Origin of the sequence: Acinetobacter sp. TUM15071, assembly GCF_008980925.1 — a bacterium.
Lineage (GTDB): Bacteria > Pseudomonadota > Gammaproteobacteria > Pseudomonadales > Moraxellaceae > Acinetobacter > Acinetobacter dispersus.
In genome coordinates this window covers 168,161-185,356 of record NZ_BKGB01000002.1, presented here as the reverse complement: position 1 = coordinate 185,356, position 17,196 = coordinate 168,161, and the positions used below count along the sequence as shown (strand labels likewise).

The window sequence follows — 17,196 nt, the reverse complement described above, 5'->3', positions numbered from 1 at the left end:
ATATTTAGGTGCTGCTTTAACGATTTATTTCTTTGCTGTTTGAGCAGGTGCAGCTTTTTTTGCAGCAATTGCTTCTTCAACTTTGGCTAATGATTCTTGTGCATTTGGATAATTGACAGCAGCTAAGCGAGAAAAAATATTTTTCGCTTGGTCTAGGTCTTGATCGATAATTGTTCCATTGGCCAGCATATTACCAAGAATCACGAGAGAAGGCGCATAGTCCTTTTTAGCTAAATCTTTTAAGCTTTCAATGGCTTGCTGTTGCATAAATGGATTTTTATTTTTAACTCCAATTCCAAGGTCATACACGGCCTTTAGGTTTTTCGCTGGATAATAATCCTTGCGAAGTAGTGGCAGTAACTTTTGCACAGCCAATTGGTCATATTCAGGTTTTCCCTGCCTAAATAATAAATCAGCAAATTCAACGGTTGCTTCATCTGAACCTTGAACAGATGCTTTTTCTAAATATTGTTTATATTTTTGTGGATCTTTGGCAAGACCTAACGTGCCTTTGTGATAGGCTTGAGCCAAACTAAAGCTTGCAGGTCCATATCCTTTATTGGATGCATCTTGATAGTATTGCACAGCTTTTTTCTCATCTTTTGCAGTGCCTTGTCCAGCTTGAGTCATATATCCAATGTTATAGATCGCTTGCAAGTTTCCTGTATTGGCTAAACGTTGCATTTCTTGAAAAGCGGCAGGATAGTCCTTCGCTTCGTAAAGTTGGGTTGCTTTAGTAAACAGAGGATCTGCTTTAGTGGTTGGAGTCTTATTGTCTGCGGCGAATGCTGCATGGCTTGCAATAGTGATTAAACTCGCAATGAGCAATTTTTTCATCTTTTTTTCCTTTCACGTTGATCTGCTTTCATCCTTTGCATAGCAGAACTCAATATGCTGTTCCCATCATAAAAGCTTGCTGCAAAATGTAAATAAGGATTTTGTATAAATCGTAGCAAAGGCGAAAAGTGCTATTGATCTTATTTTTTATTAAATTAATTAAAATCAAATAATTATGGTTAATTTTAAAAGAATGGCTTGCGAGTCATTTGTGGCAAAATGGTCAACAAGCCTTCATATTTTATCTTTGTTTTTAGCGACTGGCTTCTTGTAAGAGCTGTTCAATTTGTTCAGCATTTTGCGGGCTACCTGAAAGTCGCATACCATTTTGCAAGAATAAGGTTGGTGTCCCATCGATTTGTAATTTTTGACCTAAGGCGAGATTTTTCTGTATTGGAGTCTCGCACTGTGCAGCATTTTTAGGTGCTTTGCGGTGTAGCATATAGTCTTCCCAAGCTTCATACTGATTTTTCGAACACCAAATTTTATTGGCAACCGCTTCAGCTTGCGGATGTAATTTTTTAAGCGGGAACAAGAACAGATACACGGTGACATTATCAACTGAAGTCATGTGCTGTTCGAGCTTTTGGCAATAAGGACAATCAGGATCACTAAAGACATAGAGGATACGTTTCCCATTGCCTTTTACATATTTAATTGCCTGATCGAGTGGTAGTTGTTTGACATCAATCTTACCAAACTCAGCTAAACGCTCTTCGGTTAGATTTTTCTTATTTTTTACATCGAGGAGGTTGCCAAAAAACAGGTATTTGGCTGTTTCATCGGTATAGATAATTTTACCCGCGGCATAGACTTCATAAATACCAGGTAAAGGAGAGGGACTGACGGATTTGACTGGAATATCTGGATAATTCTGTTTAAAGTTTTGCTCAAGGGTTTTGCTGTCGGCATGCAGGTTTTGTACGCTGAGCAGGCTCAGACTGAGTACAGATAACCATGTTTTGATCATTATTTTCATGAGAAATCGGTTGTATTGAGAATAGGTGAACAATAACCTTCATTTCGATTTTCGACAAGAACGATCGTTCAACTTTATTTGAAATAAGGCTGCATTGCCAATTGCAGTAATTCGATTAGTTCAGCATCCATATATTGATAGTCGTCAGGGATGTCGAGCACAAAGACTTTCTTATGCATAAGTTGTTTGGAAAATTGTTGTTTGAGTTGTTGTTTATGTCGAGATTCCATCACAAAAATTTGCTCGGCCCAAGCGATATCTTTGAATGAAATTGTATATTTGGCGTGGCGGCTAGTTCCCGCTGAACGGGTATGTAGGCCATACCCTTGAGCGAAAATACGTTCGGCTGTAGGACTACGCCATTGATTGCGACTGCAAATAAAAAGAGTGTTCAGTATGTTAAATCCAAGAGTTGAAATGAGCTTCACGTAAATATTTTGCTTTGGAAATTCGAGGGTATTCAATTCTTAATTGCTTAGCGCGTGCAAGTTTATCTTGTCGTGTATACAGATATTTCCATTGTTTAGGAGGCTTCCAATAGAGAGAACTATGCCTACAGCCTCGACCACGAAATAGAAATTTTTGTTTACGTCGCCACGCTCGATTACGTTGTTGTGCTACATCATCCATATTAAAAAACTCATGAGTTGATCGGGTTCAGCAGCCGCGATAACACATGAGTTTTTAATATAAAATCAAAGCCTGATTTTGACAAGTATTTAGCTTGGTCTTGCTACATCACCATTAAGCGTTTCTGGTAAATCTAAAACGGTTACGCCAAGTTCTTCTAAAGCAGCGGGTTTTGCAATCACCAGTGCTAAATAGCCTTCTTCAAATGCAACGCTATTCACCACTTCAACATCTTTATTGAGTTGAGTTGCAGAGGCAGGAAGATCACCTTTGGCTTGGATTAAATGAAGCCAGTGCTTTGGTTTAGCTTTAAACCAAAGACGTGCCACGATTTCCTGACCAAGGTAACAGCCTTTATCGAAATGCACACCATCACGTTGATGTAAACGTAATTCTTGAGGTTGGAACAAATGTTCTGTTGTTTGGGTAATCCAAGCTTGCCCAGACTGGATTGCTTGAACTTGCCAAGTATCGATATCTGTCGTTGTTGCAGAAAACTCGGTTTGTGTGCCGACAACTGTTGGATAAACTGTTCCAACTTCTTCTAGCTTCATTTTAGAAAAAGCACCAAACTTTTTAATATGCTTAGAAAACTCTTCAGCCTGATCCTGAGTGGTCACAAGTTCAAAACTTTCTGGATTTAATCTTTTAATCCATAAACCAAAATGAATACGTCCTTTTAAGTCACAAATAGCAGTATAGCGACTTTCATTTTCAGGCAAGCGTTCTACATGAACCGTCACTTGACCTTGTAAAAATTTTTGTGCATCGACACCATTTAAACTAAAAGCAGTAAAAGCAAGCTGACTCATAGATCAATCCTAAATCTGCGTTCTGGACACTAAAATATGGATTGTTATTTTGCGCCATTTTTCACAAAAAAGCAGCTTGAGATTCTCGATATTCGTGCTCAAATGAGCGATTGAAGGCATAGCTTTTGTACAATAAATCGCTATGATGAATCGATCCAACAGAATAATAGTGATATTGGAGAATAATAATGACAGGCACAGTTCGATTACATCGCGTATTTAATGCGCCACCTGCACGTGTGTATAACGCATTTCTTGATCCTGATGCATTGGTTAAATGGCTGCCTCCGCATGGATTTACCGCAAAAGTTCATCATTTAGATCCACAACAAGGTGGAACTTATAAAATGTCATTTACCAATTTCTCAACGGGGAGCTCGCATTCCTTTGGTGGAACCTATGTTGAACTGGTACCCAATGAGCTTCTGCGTTACACCGATCGCTTTGACGATCCGAATTTACCGGGTGACATTCAAGTCACAATTCAATTGAAGCAAGTATTGGTCGGTACAGAAGTGCAGATTACACAAGAGGGAATCCCTGATGTGATTCCTGTAGAGGCATGTTATCTGGGTTGGCAAGAATCACTTTATTTATTGAGCTTATTGGTACAAGCAGACATACCAGATCAATAAGGAAAACAGTTTAAATCTTAAATACAGAGTTTTGATGATCATTACATCGGGGGATGCTATGTCAGAACAAGCGATTGTTGAACGCCGTGAACAACTTGCGCGTATCGCCATGCGTGAAGCTTTGGAAAATCAACAAGCCGAAGATAGTGTGGAATTGTTTATTCAACACCATCTGGAGGAAGTGGAGCCAGCATATTGGAAAAAGCATTTTGCAACGTCAACGCCATCACCTATACAGGTGTTAGAGTTTTTGGTGCTTGCTCATCAGTGGCAAGATGAGGATTTAGACAGTTATGATATGCTGGATTTTACCTTACCAGACGAAATTACCAACTATGTGATTTGTGTGAGCTTTGATTCCAAAGGGCAGGTCATAGATATTTCAATGGAAAGTTGAACGGGTAAGGTGCTGGAGAGTCATGTGCAAATCGAGATCAAACGTATTTATGATCCTGTAGAACCAACCGATGGACAGCGTGTATTGGTTGACCGTTTGTGGCCAAGAGGAATTTCTAAAGAGCGTGCGCATTTGGATGTTTGGATGAAGGAAATTGCACCTTCTACAGAATTGCGACAGGCCTTTTGTCATAAGGCTGAGCACTGGCTCAGCTTTCAAGAAAGGTATTATCAAGAGCTTAAAGATAATCCTTATGTGCACCAGCTCCGAGAAATGGCAGAGCAACAGCAATTGACGCTGATTTATGCAGCTAAAGATCCTGAGCTTAATCATGCTTTGGTACTTAAAAATTATTTACTTGGCAAAGCGATTCAAGCCTAAATTTTGAAAAACTGCATCTATCCATCATAATAGTCGTTTTGAGTTTCTTTTATGTCTTTTCCAAATTGCCCACAATGCCAATCAGAATATACTTACCAAGATGGCGACTTATTGATTTGTCCTGAATGTTCACATGAATGGAAGGAAGGGGAAGCATCTGCTTCAGAATTGCAAGACATTATTAAAGACGCCAACGGTAATGTATTGGCTGATGGTGATAGCGTTACGGTTGTTAAAGATTTAAAAATTAAAGGTTCATCATCTGTCGTTAAGGTTGGAACGAAGGTCAAAAGTATTCGTTTGGTGCCTGATGCAAGCGATGGTCATAACATTGATTGTAAAATTGATGGTGTGGGTGCCATGAAATTAAAATCTGAATTTGTGAAAAAAGTTTAATTTATTTTTATTGGGGAGCATGAAAATGCTCCTTTTTTATTCATTACATAAATTACCAAAAATGAACAAAATTTAATCTTCTTAAACGGCAATTGCTGATCTATATTGGATGAGATAACAATCAATACTAACTCCAAAAATAGAGGTCCTTATGGCAGGATGGTTCGAAGTAAGTCAAGCGAGTGATGGGCAATATCGTTTTGTATTAAAAGCAGGAAATGGTGAGCCAATTTTAAATAGTGAATTATATAAAACCAAAGCAGCTGCGCAGAATGGAATTGCATCTGTACAAAAAAATAGTCCAGATGATGCACGCTATGAGCGATTAACGTCTAAGAATGATAAGCCTTATTTTAATTTGAAAGCCGCTAACCATCAGGTGATTGGTACCAGTCAGCTGTATTCAAATGAACAGTCTCGTGATAAAGGCATTGAGTCTGTTAAAAATAATGGGCCATCAGAAACCATTAAAGATTTGACTGTTTAAATCAGCAATAAAAAAAGCCGTTTCAATGAAACGGCTTTTTTACAGATAGAATTGAGATTAGCGAACAAGTTTTGCTAATAATTCTTCTTTATTGAGGTTAGTCGCTTCAGCATCACGACGGCCTTTATATTCAAAAGTACCCGCATCCAAGCCTTTCTCACCAATCACGATACGATGTGGAATACCCATCAATTCAAGATCAGAGAATTTCACGCCTGGACGTTCGTTACGGTCATCTAGTAATACATCATAGCCTTGTGCTTGTAATTCAGCATAGAGTGCTTCAGCTGCTTCAAGCGTACGTGGTGATTTATGTGCATTCATTGGCACAATTGCAACTTCAAAAGGTGCAATCGCTTGTGGCCAAATAATACCTTTATCATCGAAGTTTTGTTCGATCGCAGCAGCGACAACACGTGTTACACCAATTCCGTAACAACCCATGGTGACGGTAAATGGTTTGCCATCTTCACCTAAGACTTTACAGCCCAAAGCTTCAGAATACTTTGTACCGAGTTGGAAAATATGACCAACTTCAATACCACGTCTAATTTGGATCGTACCTTTACCATCTGGAGAAGGGTCGCCTTCAACCACATTACGTAGGTCAAACACTTCCGTGAATTTCGCATCGCGGTCCCAGTTTACACCTGTTGCATGCTTGTCGACTTCATTTGCACCCGCCACAAAGTCAGACAATACCGATGCAGCACGATCTACAATCACAGTTAAGCCTTTTTCAAGCAGACCTTGTGGACCGCAGAAACCAGCTGTTAGGCCGTGTTGTTGCAATTGTTCTTCAGTTGCAAATGCCAAAGGTGCAGCAATCAATGGATGCTTTTCAGCTTTAATATCATTGAGTTCATGGTCGCCACGGAGGAACAATGCAACAACTGGTGTATTGCCTTTGTCGTCAGTTGGACCTTGTACCAGTAATGCTTTAACAGACTGTTTGGCATCAGCATTTAAGAACTGGCAAACATCAGCAATGGTTTTTTGGTTTGGTGTATCAACTAGCGTTAATGCTTGAGTTGCAGCAGCACGCTCACCGACTAAAAGCGCTTCTGCCATTTCAACGTTTGCGGCAAAGTCAGATTCTGTCGAGAAAGCGATGTCATCTTCACCACTTGATGCAAGTACATGGAATTCATGCGATGCAGAACCACCAATTGAACCTGTATCAGCTTGTACTGGACGGAAATCCAGGCCTAAGCGTGTAAAGATACGGCTATAGGTGTCATACATGACATCATAGGTTTCTTGTAATGATGCTTGGTCAGCATGGAAAGAGTAAGCATCTTTCATGATGAATTCACGCGAGCGCATCACACCAAAACGTGGACGAATTTCATCACGGAATTTGGTTTGAATTTGATAGAAATTCAATGGCAGTTGCTTATAGCTTTTTAGCTCGTTACGCGCCAAGTCGGTAATGACTTCTTCGTGAGTTGGGCCCAACACGAAAGGATTGTCATGGCGATCTTTAAAGCGCAATAGCTCTGGGCCGTATTGTTCGAAACGACCAGATTCTTCCCAAAGTGCAGCAGGTTGCGTAACCGGCATGAACACTTCCAATGCGCCTGAACGATTCATTTCTTCGCGAACAATCGCATCCACTTTCTTTAAAACGCGCGTTCCCATGGGCAACCAAGAGTATAAGCCAGAAGCTAATTTACGAATCATCCCCGCACGTAACATGAGCTGGTGAGAAATCACTTCAGCATCATTTGGGGTTTCTCTTAACGTTGCAAATAAAAAGCGGCTTGCGCGCATGGAAACTGTCCTAAAGTTAAGTGTTATTTAAAAAGTGCTATAAAATGAGCAAAATAATGGGCTCAGTTTTGAGCAATTGGCATTATGACATGAATCATTCAATTTCGCGCAGTATAAAGTACCGCAATGGCTTTAAATATTGGAATTGTTTAAAGATTAATGTCGAGATGATCAGGGGATTATTGCATATTCAGGGTTTAGGTCGAGCCGAGAGCATTTAAACGATTGATAATATCGCTATATTCCACTTCGGTCTTATGATAGGCATTGCGTAAGCTTTCAACAGTTTTTTTGACGTTCTCGATATTTTGAGCATTATTTTCCAGATTACTTTTGAGCTGCGTTGGCAGCATTTCACCTTTACGGTGATATTCCATTTCTTGGCGTTTAAAGCCAATTTTGTCCTTCTGTAATTGTTGTAATTGTTCTTGTTGGTAGTTCAGCTGTTTTTTTAGGTTTGCTAAAATCTGATCTCGTTTCGCTGCTGCAATTTGCGGGCTGCCATAGGCGCGCTTTAGCTTCAAGTCCTGTTCTCGGCGACGAGCAATCGATTCGCGTTGAGAGGATTGTTGAGCATCAACGGCAGCGTTATATGGTCGGTTACGTTTGATCACTTGCATATTGCGGTCAAGTGCTTCATAACCGTAGCGGATATGTTCTGGTGTGACTGAGGTGCTGACATTGGCAACTCTGTTTTTGTCATAATAACGATACCAAACCGCTTTAGACTGTTCAGTCGTTGCAAAAGATGAACTGCTCATAAATAGCAAAAGGAAAAAACAACAAATGTAAGTACGAGTAATCGTTGTAAAGTGACGAATGCGGAAACCGCACTTTAACGAACCAGTCATTACATTCCCCGTAAAAAAGTTAATTAAATCACTTATTTTTAAATAATAATCAGTTGTATATTAGTGCTAATTTATACATTTAAAAATAGTTATTCAGCAAAAAAAATAGGAATTTAATCAAAAGTGTGAACTGTTTAGGATTGTTTAGAGAAACTGATAGATTGGTTCAAAAAACTTCATTGATAATGCAAGTAAAGATATGTTAAAAATATCAACTAATCTGTATAAAACAAATTAAACCAACCATAATTTGTATTGAGTATTGGGGCAGGACAATAAATGGAAGATAAATTTCAAAATTTAAAGGTGATGGTGATTGACGATTCAAAAACGATTCGTCGTACAGCTGAGACCTTGTTGCAACGTGAAGGTTGTGAGGTCATTACTGCTGTTGATGGCTTTGAAGCATTATCAAAAATCGCAGAAGCCAATCCAGATATCGTTTTTGTAGACATCATGATGCCTCGTTTAGACGGTTATCAAACCTGTGCATTAATTAAAAATTCTCTAAATTATCAAAATATTCCAGTGATTATGTTATCAAGCAAAGACGGTTTGTTTGATCAGGCTAAAGGGCGTGTTGTGGGGTCGGATGAATATTTAACCAAGCCATTTAGTAAAGATGAGCTGTTAAATGCGATTCGCAACCACGTTAGCGCATAAAATTAAAGATTGAGGAAAAAATGGCTCGTATACTTATTGTAGATGATTCACCTACTGAAACATTTCGCTTTAGAGAAATTTTGACGAAGCACGGTTATGACGTTATAGAAGCGACCAATGGTGCTGATGGGGTGACCATGGCGCAGGCAGAACTTCCTGACCTCGTGCTAATGGATGTGGTGATGCCAGGGATGAATGGCTTTCAGGCGACACGCCAAATCAGTAAAGGTAAAGACACACAGCATATTCCTGTTGTGATCGTAAGTACAAAAGATCAGGCTACAGACCGTGTATGGGGTAAGCGTCAAGGGGCTTGTGATTATTTGACTAAGCCGATTGATGAACAACAGCTGATTGATGTGATTAAACAATTATTAAGTTAATTTTTTGCTCAAGATGAGCCTTCTCAATACGGGATAGGGTATGGCAGCAAATGGATTTATCGAATTGCTTCGCTTATCCAAGCGAGGTAACAAGCAATATACTGCAACTCAAAACGAAGTCAGCCGTTGGTCTGGTATCGCATTTGAGATGTTGGGGCAATATTTTGTTGCGCCTTTAGGGGAAATTTCGGAGGTGATTTATCCTCCGAAATATACACCTGTACCAAATACTCAGGCGTGGGTACGTGGTTTGGCCAATATTCGCGGAAGACTACTTTCAGTTTCTGATTTAACACATTTTATCTCAGGACAACGAAGTCAGTTTTCCCCGACGCAAAAAGTGATTTGTATTAGCCATCAAGACCATTATGTGGGGTTGGTCGTTGATCAGGTATTGGGGATTCAACACTTTAATAAGAAGAGTTTTTTCTCCCAAAATAATGAGCTGGATAATAAATTGAAAGATTATTGCCAAGGTCATTTCCATCAACATAATCAACAATGGCATGTATTTTTATTGAGTCGTTTGTTAAACAATCCTCAGTACATGAATGCATCAATAAAATTTATAAACTAATTTAATACGCTACGGAAGATAAACGCGTATTTGGGGAGAAGCTGATATGGGCTTTAAACTTAAAAAAAAGAACGGCAATGGCGATAGTGCAGGGCTGAAAAAAGGCGGTGTGTTCTTAGATAATATTCGAGCACAACTTGACCAGTTTTCACGCTTATTCGGTGAAACTGAGAAATCAAAACCGATTATCTATCGTGCTTTAATTGCGTTGGCCCTTGCAGTCATCCTCTTAATTTACTTATTCGTTAGCGTACCGCGTTCGAATCAATTGACTCGTAGTTTGGGTGAGTTACGTTTGTTATCGCAAACGATTTCACGTCAAGCGACAGAAGCAACAGCATCTGGTACGCCAGAAGCAATGAAAAAACTGGTTGAGTCAGAAAAGCAATTTGCTGAAAACTTAGATACAGTTGAAAGTGTCTATGGTAAAGGCTCAGATGAATATAAAAAGGTGAGTGGGCTTTGGGATAATGTCTCAAAGAATATTGATCTGATTGCATCACAACAAAAAGTCATTAACCAACTTTACGATACCAACATCTCGATCAGTGAAACGATTCCTGAAATTCAGGCGGAATATAACTTGATGGTCGACCAGATGGTCCGTGAAAACATGCCAAGTAGTCAGGTAATCATCACTAAAAACCAGGTGTTTATTGCAGAACGTATTTTACGTTCGATCAACTCAGTGTTGGTTGGTACAGACAATTCTAGCGTGTCCGCAAATGACTTCGGTGCCGATATTGATACTTTTGGTGTTTATCTGAATGCGCAATTAAACGGTAGTTCTGAGCTCGGCGTAGACCGTATTAGTTCTTCTGCTTTACGTGAGTCAGTCGATAGCATCAAATCTGATTATGACGCTGTTTTGAAATCTGCGGCAGCAACAGTATTGCAAAACGCCAACCAGATTGTTCGCGTACGTCAGGCATCTTCACAAATTTTCTCTCAGTCTGATGCACTTTTGACTTCACTGAATGATTTGTCGAATAAAGCAGAAGGTGGTTGGGGTAACGTAATCGCAGGTATCGTACTGATTGGTGCTTTAGGTTTACTTGTATTCTCTGCACTACAATTACTTGCACTACGTAGTAATACCGATAAAGAGCGTGTGACACGCTTACAAGATGAATATGACCGTAACCAAAACGCGATTTTACGTTTACTGGATGAGATTGCCGACTTAGCGGACGGTGACTTGCGTTCATATGCAACGGTATCGGAAGACTTTACGGGTGCGATTGCCGACTCGATTAACTTTGCGATTGACCAGTTACGTGACCTTGTATCTCGAATTACCGATACCTCGCAAGAAGTCGCACGTTATACCCAAGATACGCAGAGTATTACTAACCAGTTAGCGGAAGCTTCTGAACATCAGGCACAAGAAATTGCAGGTGCATCAGCCGCGATGAACGAAATGGCATTGTCGATTGACCAAGTATCTGCCAACGCTTCTGAGTCTGCTGACGTAGCACAACGTTCGGTACAAATTGCAACCAATGGTGCGCAAGTGGTAAACCGTTCGATCGAAGGTATGGATCACATTCGTGAACAGATTCAAGAGACTTCAAAACGTATTAAACGTTTGGGTGAATCTTCACAAGAGATTGGTAACATCGTCTCGCTGATTAACGATATTGCTGACCAAACGAACATCTTGGCATTAAATGCTGCAATTCAAGCATCGATGGCTGGTGAAGCAGGTCGTGGTTTCGCAGTGGTAGCGGATGAGGTACAACGTCTTGCAGAACGTTCTGCATCAGCAACCAAACAGATCGAGAGCTTGGTAAAAACCATTCAAACAGATACTAACGAAGCTGTAATTTCAATGGAACAAACCACGTCGGAAGTTGTACGTGGTGCGAACCTTGCAAAAGATGCTGGTATTGCACTGGATGAAATTCAGACTGTATCGGGTGACTTGGCAAAACTGATTGCAAGCATTTCGGATGCAGCAAAACTTCAGTCTGCTTCTGCCAGCCATATTGCAACCACGATGAATGTCGTGCAGGAAATTACTTCACAAACGACAACTGCAACGTTTGATACAGCGCGCTCAGTTTCTGAGCTGGCAAATATGGCTGAATCATTACGTGAATCAGTAACTGACTTTAAGTTACCTGATTAAACCGAATTGGAAAGGCAGATGGGGGTGTCTGTCTTTCCATTTATTTTAGAGATGTTGGATATCTCAACAAGGTGATGGCGAAATGGAACTACATCTTGTGTGATAGATATACGTAATTTTTACCCACGATTGGTGGATAAAAACGAAAGAAGCAGCTATGAAACAAATATTAAAAACGTTAGTTGAAACGATGACGCTTCCTGAAGACAGTTATCTTGAACAAGATGCAGAGATTCTTGAAATTTTTATTGAAGAATTAGATGAAATCTTTGTTGAGTTAGAACCATTATTAGTTCAATGGACGGAACAACCACATCAGCAAGATGTGCTTACAGATATTCGTCGCCATTTCCATACGCTGAAAGGCTCTGGAAGAATGGTGGGGGCGAAGTCGTCTGGTGAGTTGGCGTGGACGGTTGAAGATACTTTAAATCGTGTTATTGCGGGTACGATTACCTTAAATACGGATATCCAACGCTATATACAAGCCGTTTTCAATCTTTACCGTTTTAAACTGATTCATGATTTTAAAGCAGTTCAAAGTCATCTTATCGATTTCAGACCACTGGTATTATTGGGACAACAATTACAACAACAGCAAAGTCCTGAGCCAGCATTAGCGGAGTTATTTAAGCTTGCAACTGATTTAACACATGATGATGTCGTGACGGGTCTTGAATGGGTTGATGCAGAAACAGTTGAAGAAACTGTTTCTGACGTCCTTGTGGTCGAATCCCTTCCTGCTGAGACAACAGTTCATACTGATGATGAAGTTCTTGCGAAGGAAACTTTGGCCATCTTCTTGGAAGAAGCCGAAGAACATCTTGCTACAATTGATCAATTCTTGGTAAATGACCGTCCAAGTAATGATCACTATAATACGCTGATTCGAGCATTACATACTTTACGTGGTAGCTCTGCCATGGCGCATGTAGATCATGTGTTTGAAGCTAGCTCTAAAGTTGAAAATCTATTTAAAACATTATTACAAGAAGAGTTAGATTCAAGTTCAGATGAGACTGCATTACTCACGCATTATGCTCAATTTGTGCGTGATTATTTACATACATTGAAACAGCAAGGTTCACAGCAGAAATTTGATGAAACTTATGCAACCTTTAATGTAGCATGGGATAGCTATGATTTCCAACTCGAAGAAAAGAATGGAACCATTGTTCGACCACAAGGTTTAGTTTCTGAGCTGCTTGAACTCAATATTAATGATCTCTTAGACGTCGAGTTTGATTTTGAAAAGCGTGCACGTCAGGAGTTCCCTCAGTATATTCAGTTACTCAGCCAGCAAGCTGAGACCTTGTTGCAGCATACTCATCACCATGCAACTATTGGTATGTATCAATACACCAGTCAGTTGCGTTCTAGCTATCAAGATATTCTCTTTAAATCAAGTCTGCTGCATCTTGATTATGCGTTTGAGCTTTATCACCAGGTCCATCAACAGTTTATTCAACTGTTTGATACTTTGGCCGCAGGACAGCGTGTTACCTTAAGCAAAGCGCATGAACTGGTTTTAAATGAATTAAGTTCATTCACTCAACAAAATGTTGAGGCTCTGGAAACAGCTGTTGTTGAAGTGACTGAGGCCGTTGAAGAGACAAATACAGTTGAACTCCAACAAGCAACTACGCCGGTTATTGCGAGTACAGATTTAGCTGCTCAATTTACTTTAGATAAGCAGCAGTTACAGTCAGATGATGCGAATCGTGATTTTGATCCTGATTTACTAGATATCTTCCTTGAAGAAGCCGACGAGTTACTGGGTGGGATTGATACTGATCTGAATACATGGGCTGCGGATCATCAAAATGTCAACGCCTTAAAGAATTTGATGCGCTATTTACACACCTTGAAAGGTGGTTCGAATATGATTCAAGCGCGTCATATTGGCTTAATTGCGCATGAATTAGAAAGCATCTACGAGAAGTTGATCAATCAACAGATTCAGGCAACGCCACAATTGATTGCTACGATTCGTTCAGTGCAAGATGATATTGCCGATCGTATTCAAACTATTCGTGATCAACAAGTGGACTATCCATCGACACACACTTTAGTTGTGCTGGCTAATTTATCGAGAACAGCTGCTGTGGCAGATCCAGTTGAAACTGAGTCGGTACCAGCACCGCTGCAAGATCAATCAGCTGTAATCGAAGATGTTGCTGAGTCATTAGATGCAACTATGACGGTTGCGTCAGTCCAAGCTGAATCTGTGTCAGCAACGATTGATGTCACCACGTTCGCTGCTCAGTTGGCTTTGGATAAGCAACAGTTACAATCAACTGATGCAAACCGTGACTTTGATCCTGACCTATTGGATATCTTCTTAGAAGAAGCAGATGAGTTGATGGGGGGGATTGATGCGGATCTAAATACATGGACTGCCGATCACCAAAATATCAATGCTCTAAAGAACTTGATGCGTTATTTGCACACCTTAAAAGGTGGTTCAAATATGATTCAAGCGCGTCATATTGGTTTGATAGCGCATGAATTGGAAACAATTTATGAAAAACTGATCAACCAACAGATTCAGGCAACGCCACAACTGATTGCGATCATTCGTTTAGTTCAAGATGATATTGCCGATCGTATTCAAACCATTCGCGATCAGCAAACAGATTATCCATCAACGCATGTTGTACAACTACTGCAACAGGCCGATCAAGCGGTTGCTCCTGCAACGTTTGAAACAGCTGTTGAGGATACGCCTGTAGATGAAGTCAATGAAAGTGAGCGTGTTGATACTCAGGCAGAAGTACTTGAACTTGTTGAGGCTGAAGCTGAAATTGACGTACAGCCAATAGCACTTGAAGAGCAAGCCAGCAGTGTTGAAGTTGAAGAGGAAGTGCTGGAAGATACTTCAGCAGCTCAAACGGTTGAGACAGAGACCGCGTCAGCAGATGACGATGTTCGCTCTCTGGTTGAACAAACTTTCCTTGAAGAAGCGGAAGAACTAATAGAGCAGGCACAAGGCTTATTAAAACAATGGTTTGATCAACGCGGTAACCGTAGTTTACTGTTGCAGTTACAGCGTAATGCCCACAGTCTCAAAGGTGGTGCACGTATGGCAGAAATGGATGCGATTGCCATTATTGCCTACCACTTAGAAAATGCATTCGAGCAATTTGGTGTACATCATTTCAATTCAAATGTGTATGACAACCTACTCAACACTGCATTTGCGTGGCTTGAGGATGCGATCTCTAAACGCCAATATGCAAACTTTGATGGCTTAAAACAAAGTCTAGAGAAGATGGAGTTTGTAGACGTTTCTGCACAACTGCCACAGAAACTTTCTGCTAAAGATATCTTTACCCCTGATTATACAATGGAGTTTGTACAGGGCGATGGAACTGAGCCACCGTCAATGTTAGGCGAGTGGGAAACCACAGAACGCATTGAACAGAATAATGAAATGATCCGTGTTTCTGCTGACGTCATCGAGAAGATGATTGATTTGTCAGGGGAGAATGCGATCAACCGTTCACGTATCGAGATGGACTTAGGTCAGTTGGGCGGTACCTTGACGGAAATGGAACTGGCAATCAAACGTTTGGCGGATCAGTTACGCCGAATGGAAGGCGAGCTAGAAAGTCAGATTATTGCACGACATGGTGGTGAAAACTCACGTTATGCCGACTTTGACCCATTAGAAATGGACCAATATTCATCGTTGAATCAATTGTCCAAGTCTTTGGCCGAGTCTGCATCGGATTTGGTTGACTTTAAAACTACACTGTCTGAAAAGATTCGTGATACCGAAGGTTTGTTGTTACAGCAGTCACGTATTCAGGCTGAAATTCAAGAAAGCTTGATGCGTACTCGTCTGGTGCCATTCTCACGTCTATTGCCGCGTTTACAACGTATTGTGCGTCAAACAGCATCGACCTTAAACCGCCCAACAGAACTGGTGGTGAATAATACTGAAGGTGAATTAGACCGCAGTATTCTTGAACGTTTGGTTGCGCCGTTTGAACATATGTTACGTAACGCGATTGACCACGGGATTGAAGACCGTGAACAACGTCTACAGGCACAAAAGCCAGAGACTGGACATATTGTGTTGAACATTGGTCGTCAAGGCACGGATGTTGTTGTGACCTTTAGTGACGATGGTAAAGGTATTGATGTTAACCGCATTAAAGAAAAAGCATTACAGACTGGTTTAATGACCAAAGATCAAAAGCTTGATCAGGAAGAAATTCTACAATTTATCTTCCATCCAGGCTTTAGTACAGCGGCTCAAGTCACTCAAATTTCTGGACGTGGTGTAGGTCTGGATGTTGTACAAAGTGATATTAAAACCCTCGGTGGTCACGTCAGTGTTGATTCCACTTTAGGTAAAGGAACGACTTTTACCATTCGCGTACCAACTACCGTGGCGGTGAGCGATGCCTTGATGGTAAAAGCAGGCGATCAACAATTCGCGTTCCCATTGGCACAGATCGATCGTATTGTGCGTATCTCACCAATGGCATTAGAGCAGTACTTCGATAGTCAAGAAGACTACTTCAGTATTGACCAAGAACGCTATCGTTTACGTTATTTGTCGGAGTTTGTTGCTGGGCAACCAATTCCACGTTTGAGCGGTGTAGTTCACTCATTACCAGTGCTGTTGATTAAAGGTGCGCAAGGTCAAACTACAGCTTTGCTGGTTGACCAGTTGATTGGTTCGCGAGGACAAATTGTTGTAAAACCTGTCGGTCAACAGTTCTCCAGTATTGGGGTAATTGCCGGTGCTACCATTCTCGGTGATGGTCAAGTCTGTTTGATTTTGGATGGCCAAAATATTGCTCGACAAGCACAGTCAACTGCACGTAGTAAACAGGCAGATGAGACTTATACCAAGCAGCGTTATGATGAACGCCGCTTGATTATGATTGTCGATGACTCGGTTACGGTACGTAAGGTAACTTCACGTTTGTTAGAACGCCAAGGTTATGACGTTGTCACTGCGAAAGATGGTGTTGATGCAATAGAACAGCTTGAGACGATTAAGCCAGATCTGATGTTATTGGATATCGAGATGCCACGTATGGATGGTTTTGAAGTATCGAATTTGGTACGACATCATGAAATCCACCGTGACTTACCAATTATCATGATTACATCACGTACGGGTGAGAAGCATCGTGAACGTGCATTATCGCTCGGTGTAAACCAATATATGGGTAAACCATTCCAAGAAGAGGCACTTTTGGAAAATATTGAAAGCTTACTGGCTGTGCGCTAAGAGGTGAAAAATA

The 17,196-nt window shown here is 40.6% G+C and carries 17 protein-coding genes; 10 read left to right on the top strand and 7 right to left on the bottom strand.

The window, feature by feature from the left end; translation table 11 throughout:
* Positions 1 to 24 precede the first annotated feature (24 nt).
* The 5 genes from GBI66_RS02915 to GBI66_RS02895 all read right to left on the bottom strand — a co-directional run bounded on the left by GBI66_RS02915 (position 25) and on the right by GBI66_RS02895 (position 3,258).
* Entirely contained in the window at positions 25 to 837 is an 813-nt protein-coding gene (locus GBI66_RS02915; protein ID WP_005192888.1) for a tetratricopeptide repeat protein, read from the bottom strand.
* A 253-nt stretch (positions 838 to 1,090) separates the two neighbouring features.
* On the bottom strand, positions 1,091 to 1,816 hold the full coding sequence (locus GBI66_RS02910; protein WP_005208712.1) for a DsbC family protein: 726 nt from the start codon (positions 1,814 to 1,816) through the stop codon (positions 1,091 to 1,093).
* 74 nt (positions 1,817 to 1,890) lie between these two features.
* Positions 1,891 to 2,244 carry a low molecular weight protein tyrosine phosphatase family protein gene (locus GBI66_RS02905; protein ID WP_228267278.1) on the bottom strand — a complete coding sequence of 118 codons (354 nt, stop codon included), beginning with the start codon at positions 2,242 to 2,244 and terminating at the stop codon, positions 1,891 to 1,893.
* Positions 2,216 to 2,446, bottom strand: a complete 231-nt coding sequence (locus GBI66_RS02900; protein ID WP_151715098.1) for a hypothetical protein — start codon at positions 2,444 to 2,446, stop codon at positions 2,216 to 2,218. Before GBI66_RS02900 ends, GBI66_RS02905 begins: the two co-directional genes overlap by 29 nt.
* Before the next feature lie 89 nt (positions 2,447 to 2,535).
* Positions 2,536 to 3,258, bottom strand: coding sequence for a folate-binding Fe/S cluster repair protein (locus GBI66_RS02895; protein ID WP_151715097.1), 723 nt, complete (start codon positions 3,256 to 3,258; stop codon positions 2,536 to 2,538).
* Positions 3,259 to 3,440: 182 nt separating this feature from the next.
* Between GBI66_RS02895 and GBI66_RS02890 the strand changes: the two genes are divergently transcribed.
* The 5 genes from GBI66_RS02890 to GBI66_RS02870 all read left to right on the top strand — a co-directional run bounded on the left by GBI66_RS02890 (position 3,441) and on the right by GBI66_RS02870 (position 5,554).
* Positions 3,441 to 3,893, top strand: a complete 453-nt coding sequence (locus GBI66_RS02890) for an SRPBCC family protein (RefSeq protein WP_171067587.1) — start codon at positions 3,441 to 3,443, stop codon at positions 3,891 to 3,893.
* A 34-nt stretch (positions 3,894 to 3,927) separates the two neighbouring features.
* A complete protein-coding gene (locus GBI66_RS02885; protein WP_151715096.1) occupies positions 3,928 to 4,290 on the top strand; it encodes a DUF2004 domain-containing protein in 363 nt (120 codons plus the stop codon).
* A gap of 24 nt (positions 4,291 to 4,314) precedes the next feature.
* Complete coding sequence (locus tag GBI66_RS02880) at positions 4,315 to 4,671, top strand: DUF488 domain-containing protein (protein WP_151715095.1); 357 nt, start codon at positions 4,315 to 4,317, stop codon at positions 4,669 to 4,671.
* A 51-nt stretch (positions 4,672 to 4,722) separates the two neighbouring features.
* Positions 4,723 to 5,067, top strand: coding sequence for a zinc ribbon domain-containing protein YjdM (locus GBI66_RS02875; protein ID WP_005208695.1), 345 nt, complete (start codon positions 4,723 to 4,725; stop codon positions 5,065 to 5,067).
* A gap of 151 nt (positions 5,068 to 5,218) precedes the next feature.
* Positions 5,219 to 5,554, top strand: a complete 336-nt coding sequence (locus tag GBI66_RS02870) for a YegP family protein (RefSeq protein WP_005192866.1) — start codon at positions 5,219 to 5,221, stop codon at positions 5,552 to 5,554.
* A gap of 57 nt (positions 5,555 to 5,611) precedes the next feature.
* Here the strand turns inward: GBI66_RS02870 and GBI66_RS02865 are convergent, their stop codons facing one another.
* Positions 5,612 to 7,327, bottom strand: a complete 1,716-nt coding sequence (locus tag GBI66_RS02865; protein WP_005192863.1) for a proline--tRNA ligase — start codon at positions 7,325 to 7,327, stop codon at positions 5,612 to 5,614.
* 197 nt (positions 7,328 to 7,524) lie between these two features.
* Positions 7,525 to 8,178 carry a hypothetical protein gene (locus GBI66_RS02860; protein ID WP_005192860.1) on the bottom strand — a complete coding sequence of 218 codons (654 nt, stop codon included), beginning with the start codon at positions 8,176 to 8,178 and terminating at the stop codon, positions 7,525 to 7,527.
* Between the two features lie 279 nt (positions 8,179 to 8,457).
* Between GBI66_RS02860 and pilG the strand changes: the two genes are divergently transcribed.
* From pilG to GBI66_RS02835, 5 genes are all read left to right on the top strand, one after another.
* Positions 8,458 to 8,841, top strand: coding sequence for a twitching motility response regulator PilG (gene pilG, locus GBI66_RS02855; protein ID WP_004652356.1), 384 nt, complete (start codon positions 8,458 to 8,460; stop codon positions 8,839 to 8,841).
* Between the two features lie 20 nt (positions 8,842 to 8,861).
* Positions 8,862 to 9,224 (top strand): PleD family two-component system response regulator, encoded by a 363-nt coding sequence (locus tag GBI66_RS02850; RefSeq protein ID WP_004652355.1) that lies wholly within the window; start codon positions 8,862 to 8,864, stop codon positions 9,222 to 9,224.
* Between the two features lie 40 nt (positions 9,225 to 9,264).
* On the top strand, positions 9,265 to 9,801 hold the full coding sequence (locus tag GBI66_RS02845; RefSeq protein ID WP_005150072.1) for a chemotaxis protein CheW: 537 nt from the start codon (positions 9,265 to 9,267) through the stop codon (positions 9,799 to 9,801).
* Between the two features lie 46 nt (positions 9,802 to 9,847).
* A complete protein-coding gene (locus tag GBI66_RS02840; protein WP_005192856.1) occupies positions 9,848 to 11,932 on the top strand; it encodes a methyl-accepting chemotaxis protein in 2,085 nt (694 codons plus the stop codon).
* Between the two features lie 157 nt (positions 11,933 to 12,089).
* Complete coding sequence (locus tag GBI66_RS02835) at positions 12,090 to 17,183, top strand: Hpt domain-containing protein (protein ID WP_151715094.1); 5,094 nt, start codon at positions 12,090 to 12,092, stop codon at positions 17,181 to 17,183.
* Positions 17,184 to 17,196 lie beyond the last annotated feature (13 nt).

Coding starts and splice junctions, on each gene's coding strand:
- GBI66_RS02845 (WP_005150072.1), top strand. CDS start 9,265: ATGGCAGCAAATGGATTTATCGAATTGCTTCGCTTATCCAAGCGAGGT.
- GBI66_RS02915 (WP_005192888.1), bottom strand. CDS start 837: ATGAAAAAATTGCTCATTGCGAGTTTAATCACTATTGCAAGCCATGCA.
- GBI66_RS02835 (WP_151715094.1), top strand. CDS start 12,090: ATGAAACAAATATTAAAAACGTTAGTTGAAACGATGACGCTTCCTGAA.
- GBI66_RS02875 (WP_005208695.1), top strand. CDS start 4,723: ATGTCTTTTCCAAATTGCCCACAATGCCAATCAGAATATACTTACCAA.
- GBI66_RS02900 (WP_151715098.1), bottom strand. CDS start 2,446: ATGGATGATGTAGCACAACAACGTAATCGAGCGTGGCGACGTAAACAA.
- pilG (WP_004652356.1), top strand. CDS start 8,458: ATGGAAGATAAATTTCAAAATTTAAAGGTGATGGTGATTGACGATTCA.
- GBI66_RS02895 (WP_151715097.1), bottom strand. CDS start 3,258: ATGAGTCAGCTTGCTTTTACTGCTTTTAGTTTAAATGGTGTCGATGCA.
- GBI66_RS02850 (WP_004652355.1), top strand. CDS start 8,862: ATGGCTCGTATACTTATTGTAGATGATTCACCTACTGAAACATTTCGC.
- GBI66_RS02840 (WP_005192856.1), top strand. CDS start 9,848: ATGGGCTTTAAACTTAAAAAAAAGAACGGCAATGGCGATAGTGCAGGG.
- GBI66_RS02865 (WP_005192863.1), bottom strand. CDS start 7,327: ATGCGCGCAAGCCGCTTTTTATTTGCAACGTTAAGAGAAACCCCAAAT.
- GBI66_RS02870 (WP_005192866.1), top strand. CDS start 5,219: ATGGCAGGATGGTTCGAAGTAAGTCAAGCGAGTGATGGGCAATATCGT.
- GBI66_RS02910 (WP_005208712.1), bottom strand. CDS start 1,816: ATGAAAATAATGATCAAAACATGGTTATCTGTACTCAGTCTGAGCCTG.
- GBI66_RS02885 (WP_151715096.1), top strand. CDS start 3,928: ATGATCATTACATCGGGGGATGCTATGTCAGAACAAGCGATTGTTGAA.
- GBI66_RS02860 (WP_005192860.1), bottom strand. CDS start 8,178: ATGACTGGTTCGTTAAAGTGCGGTTTCCGCATTCGTCACTTTACAACG.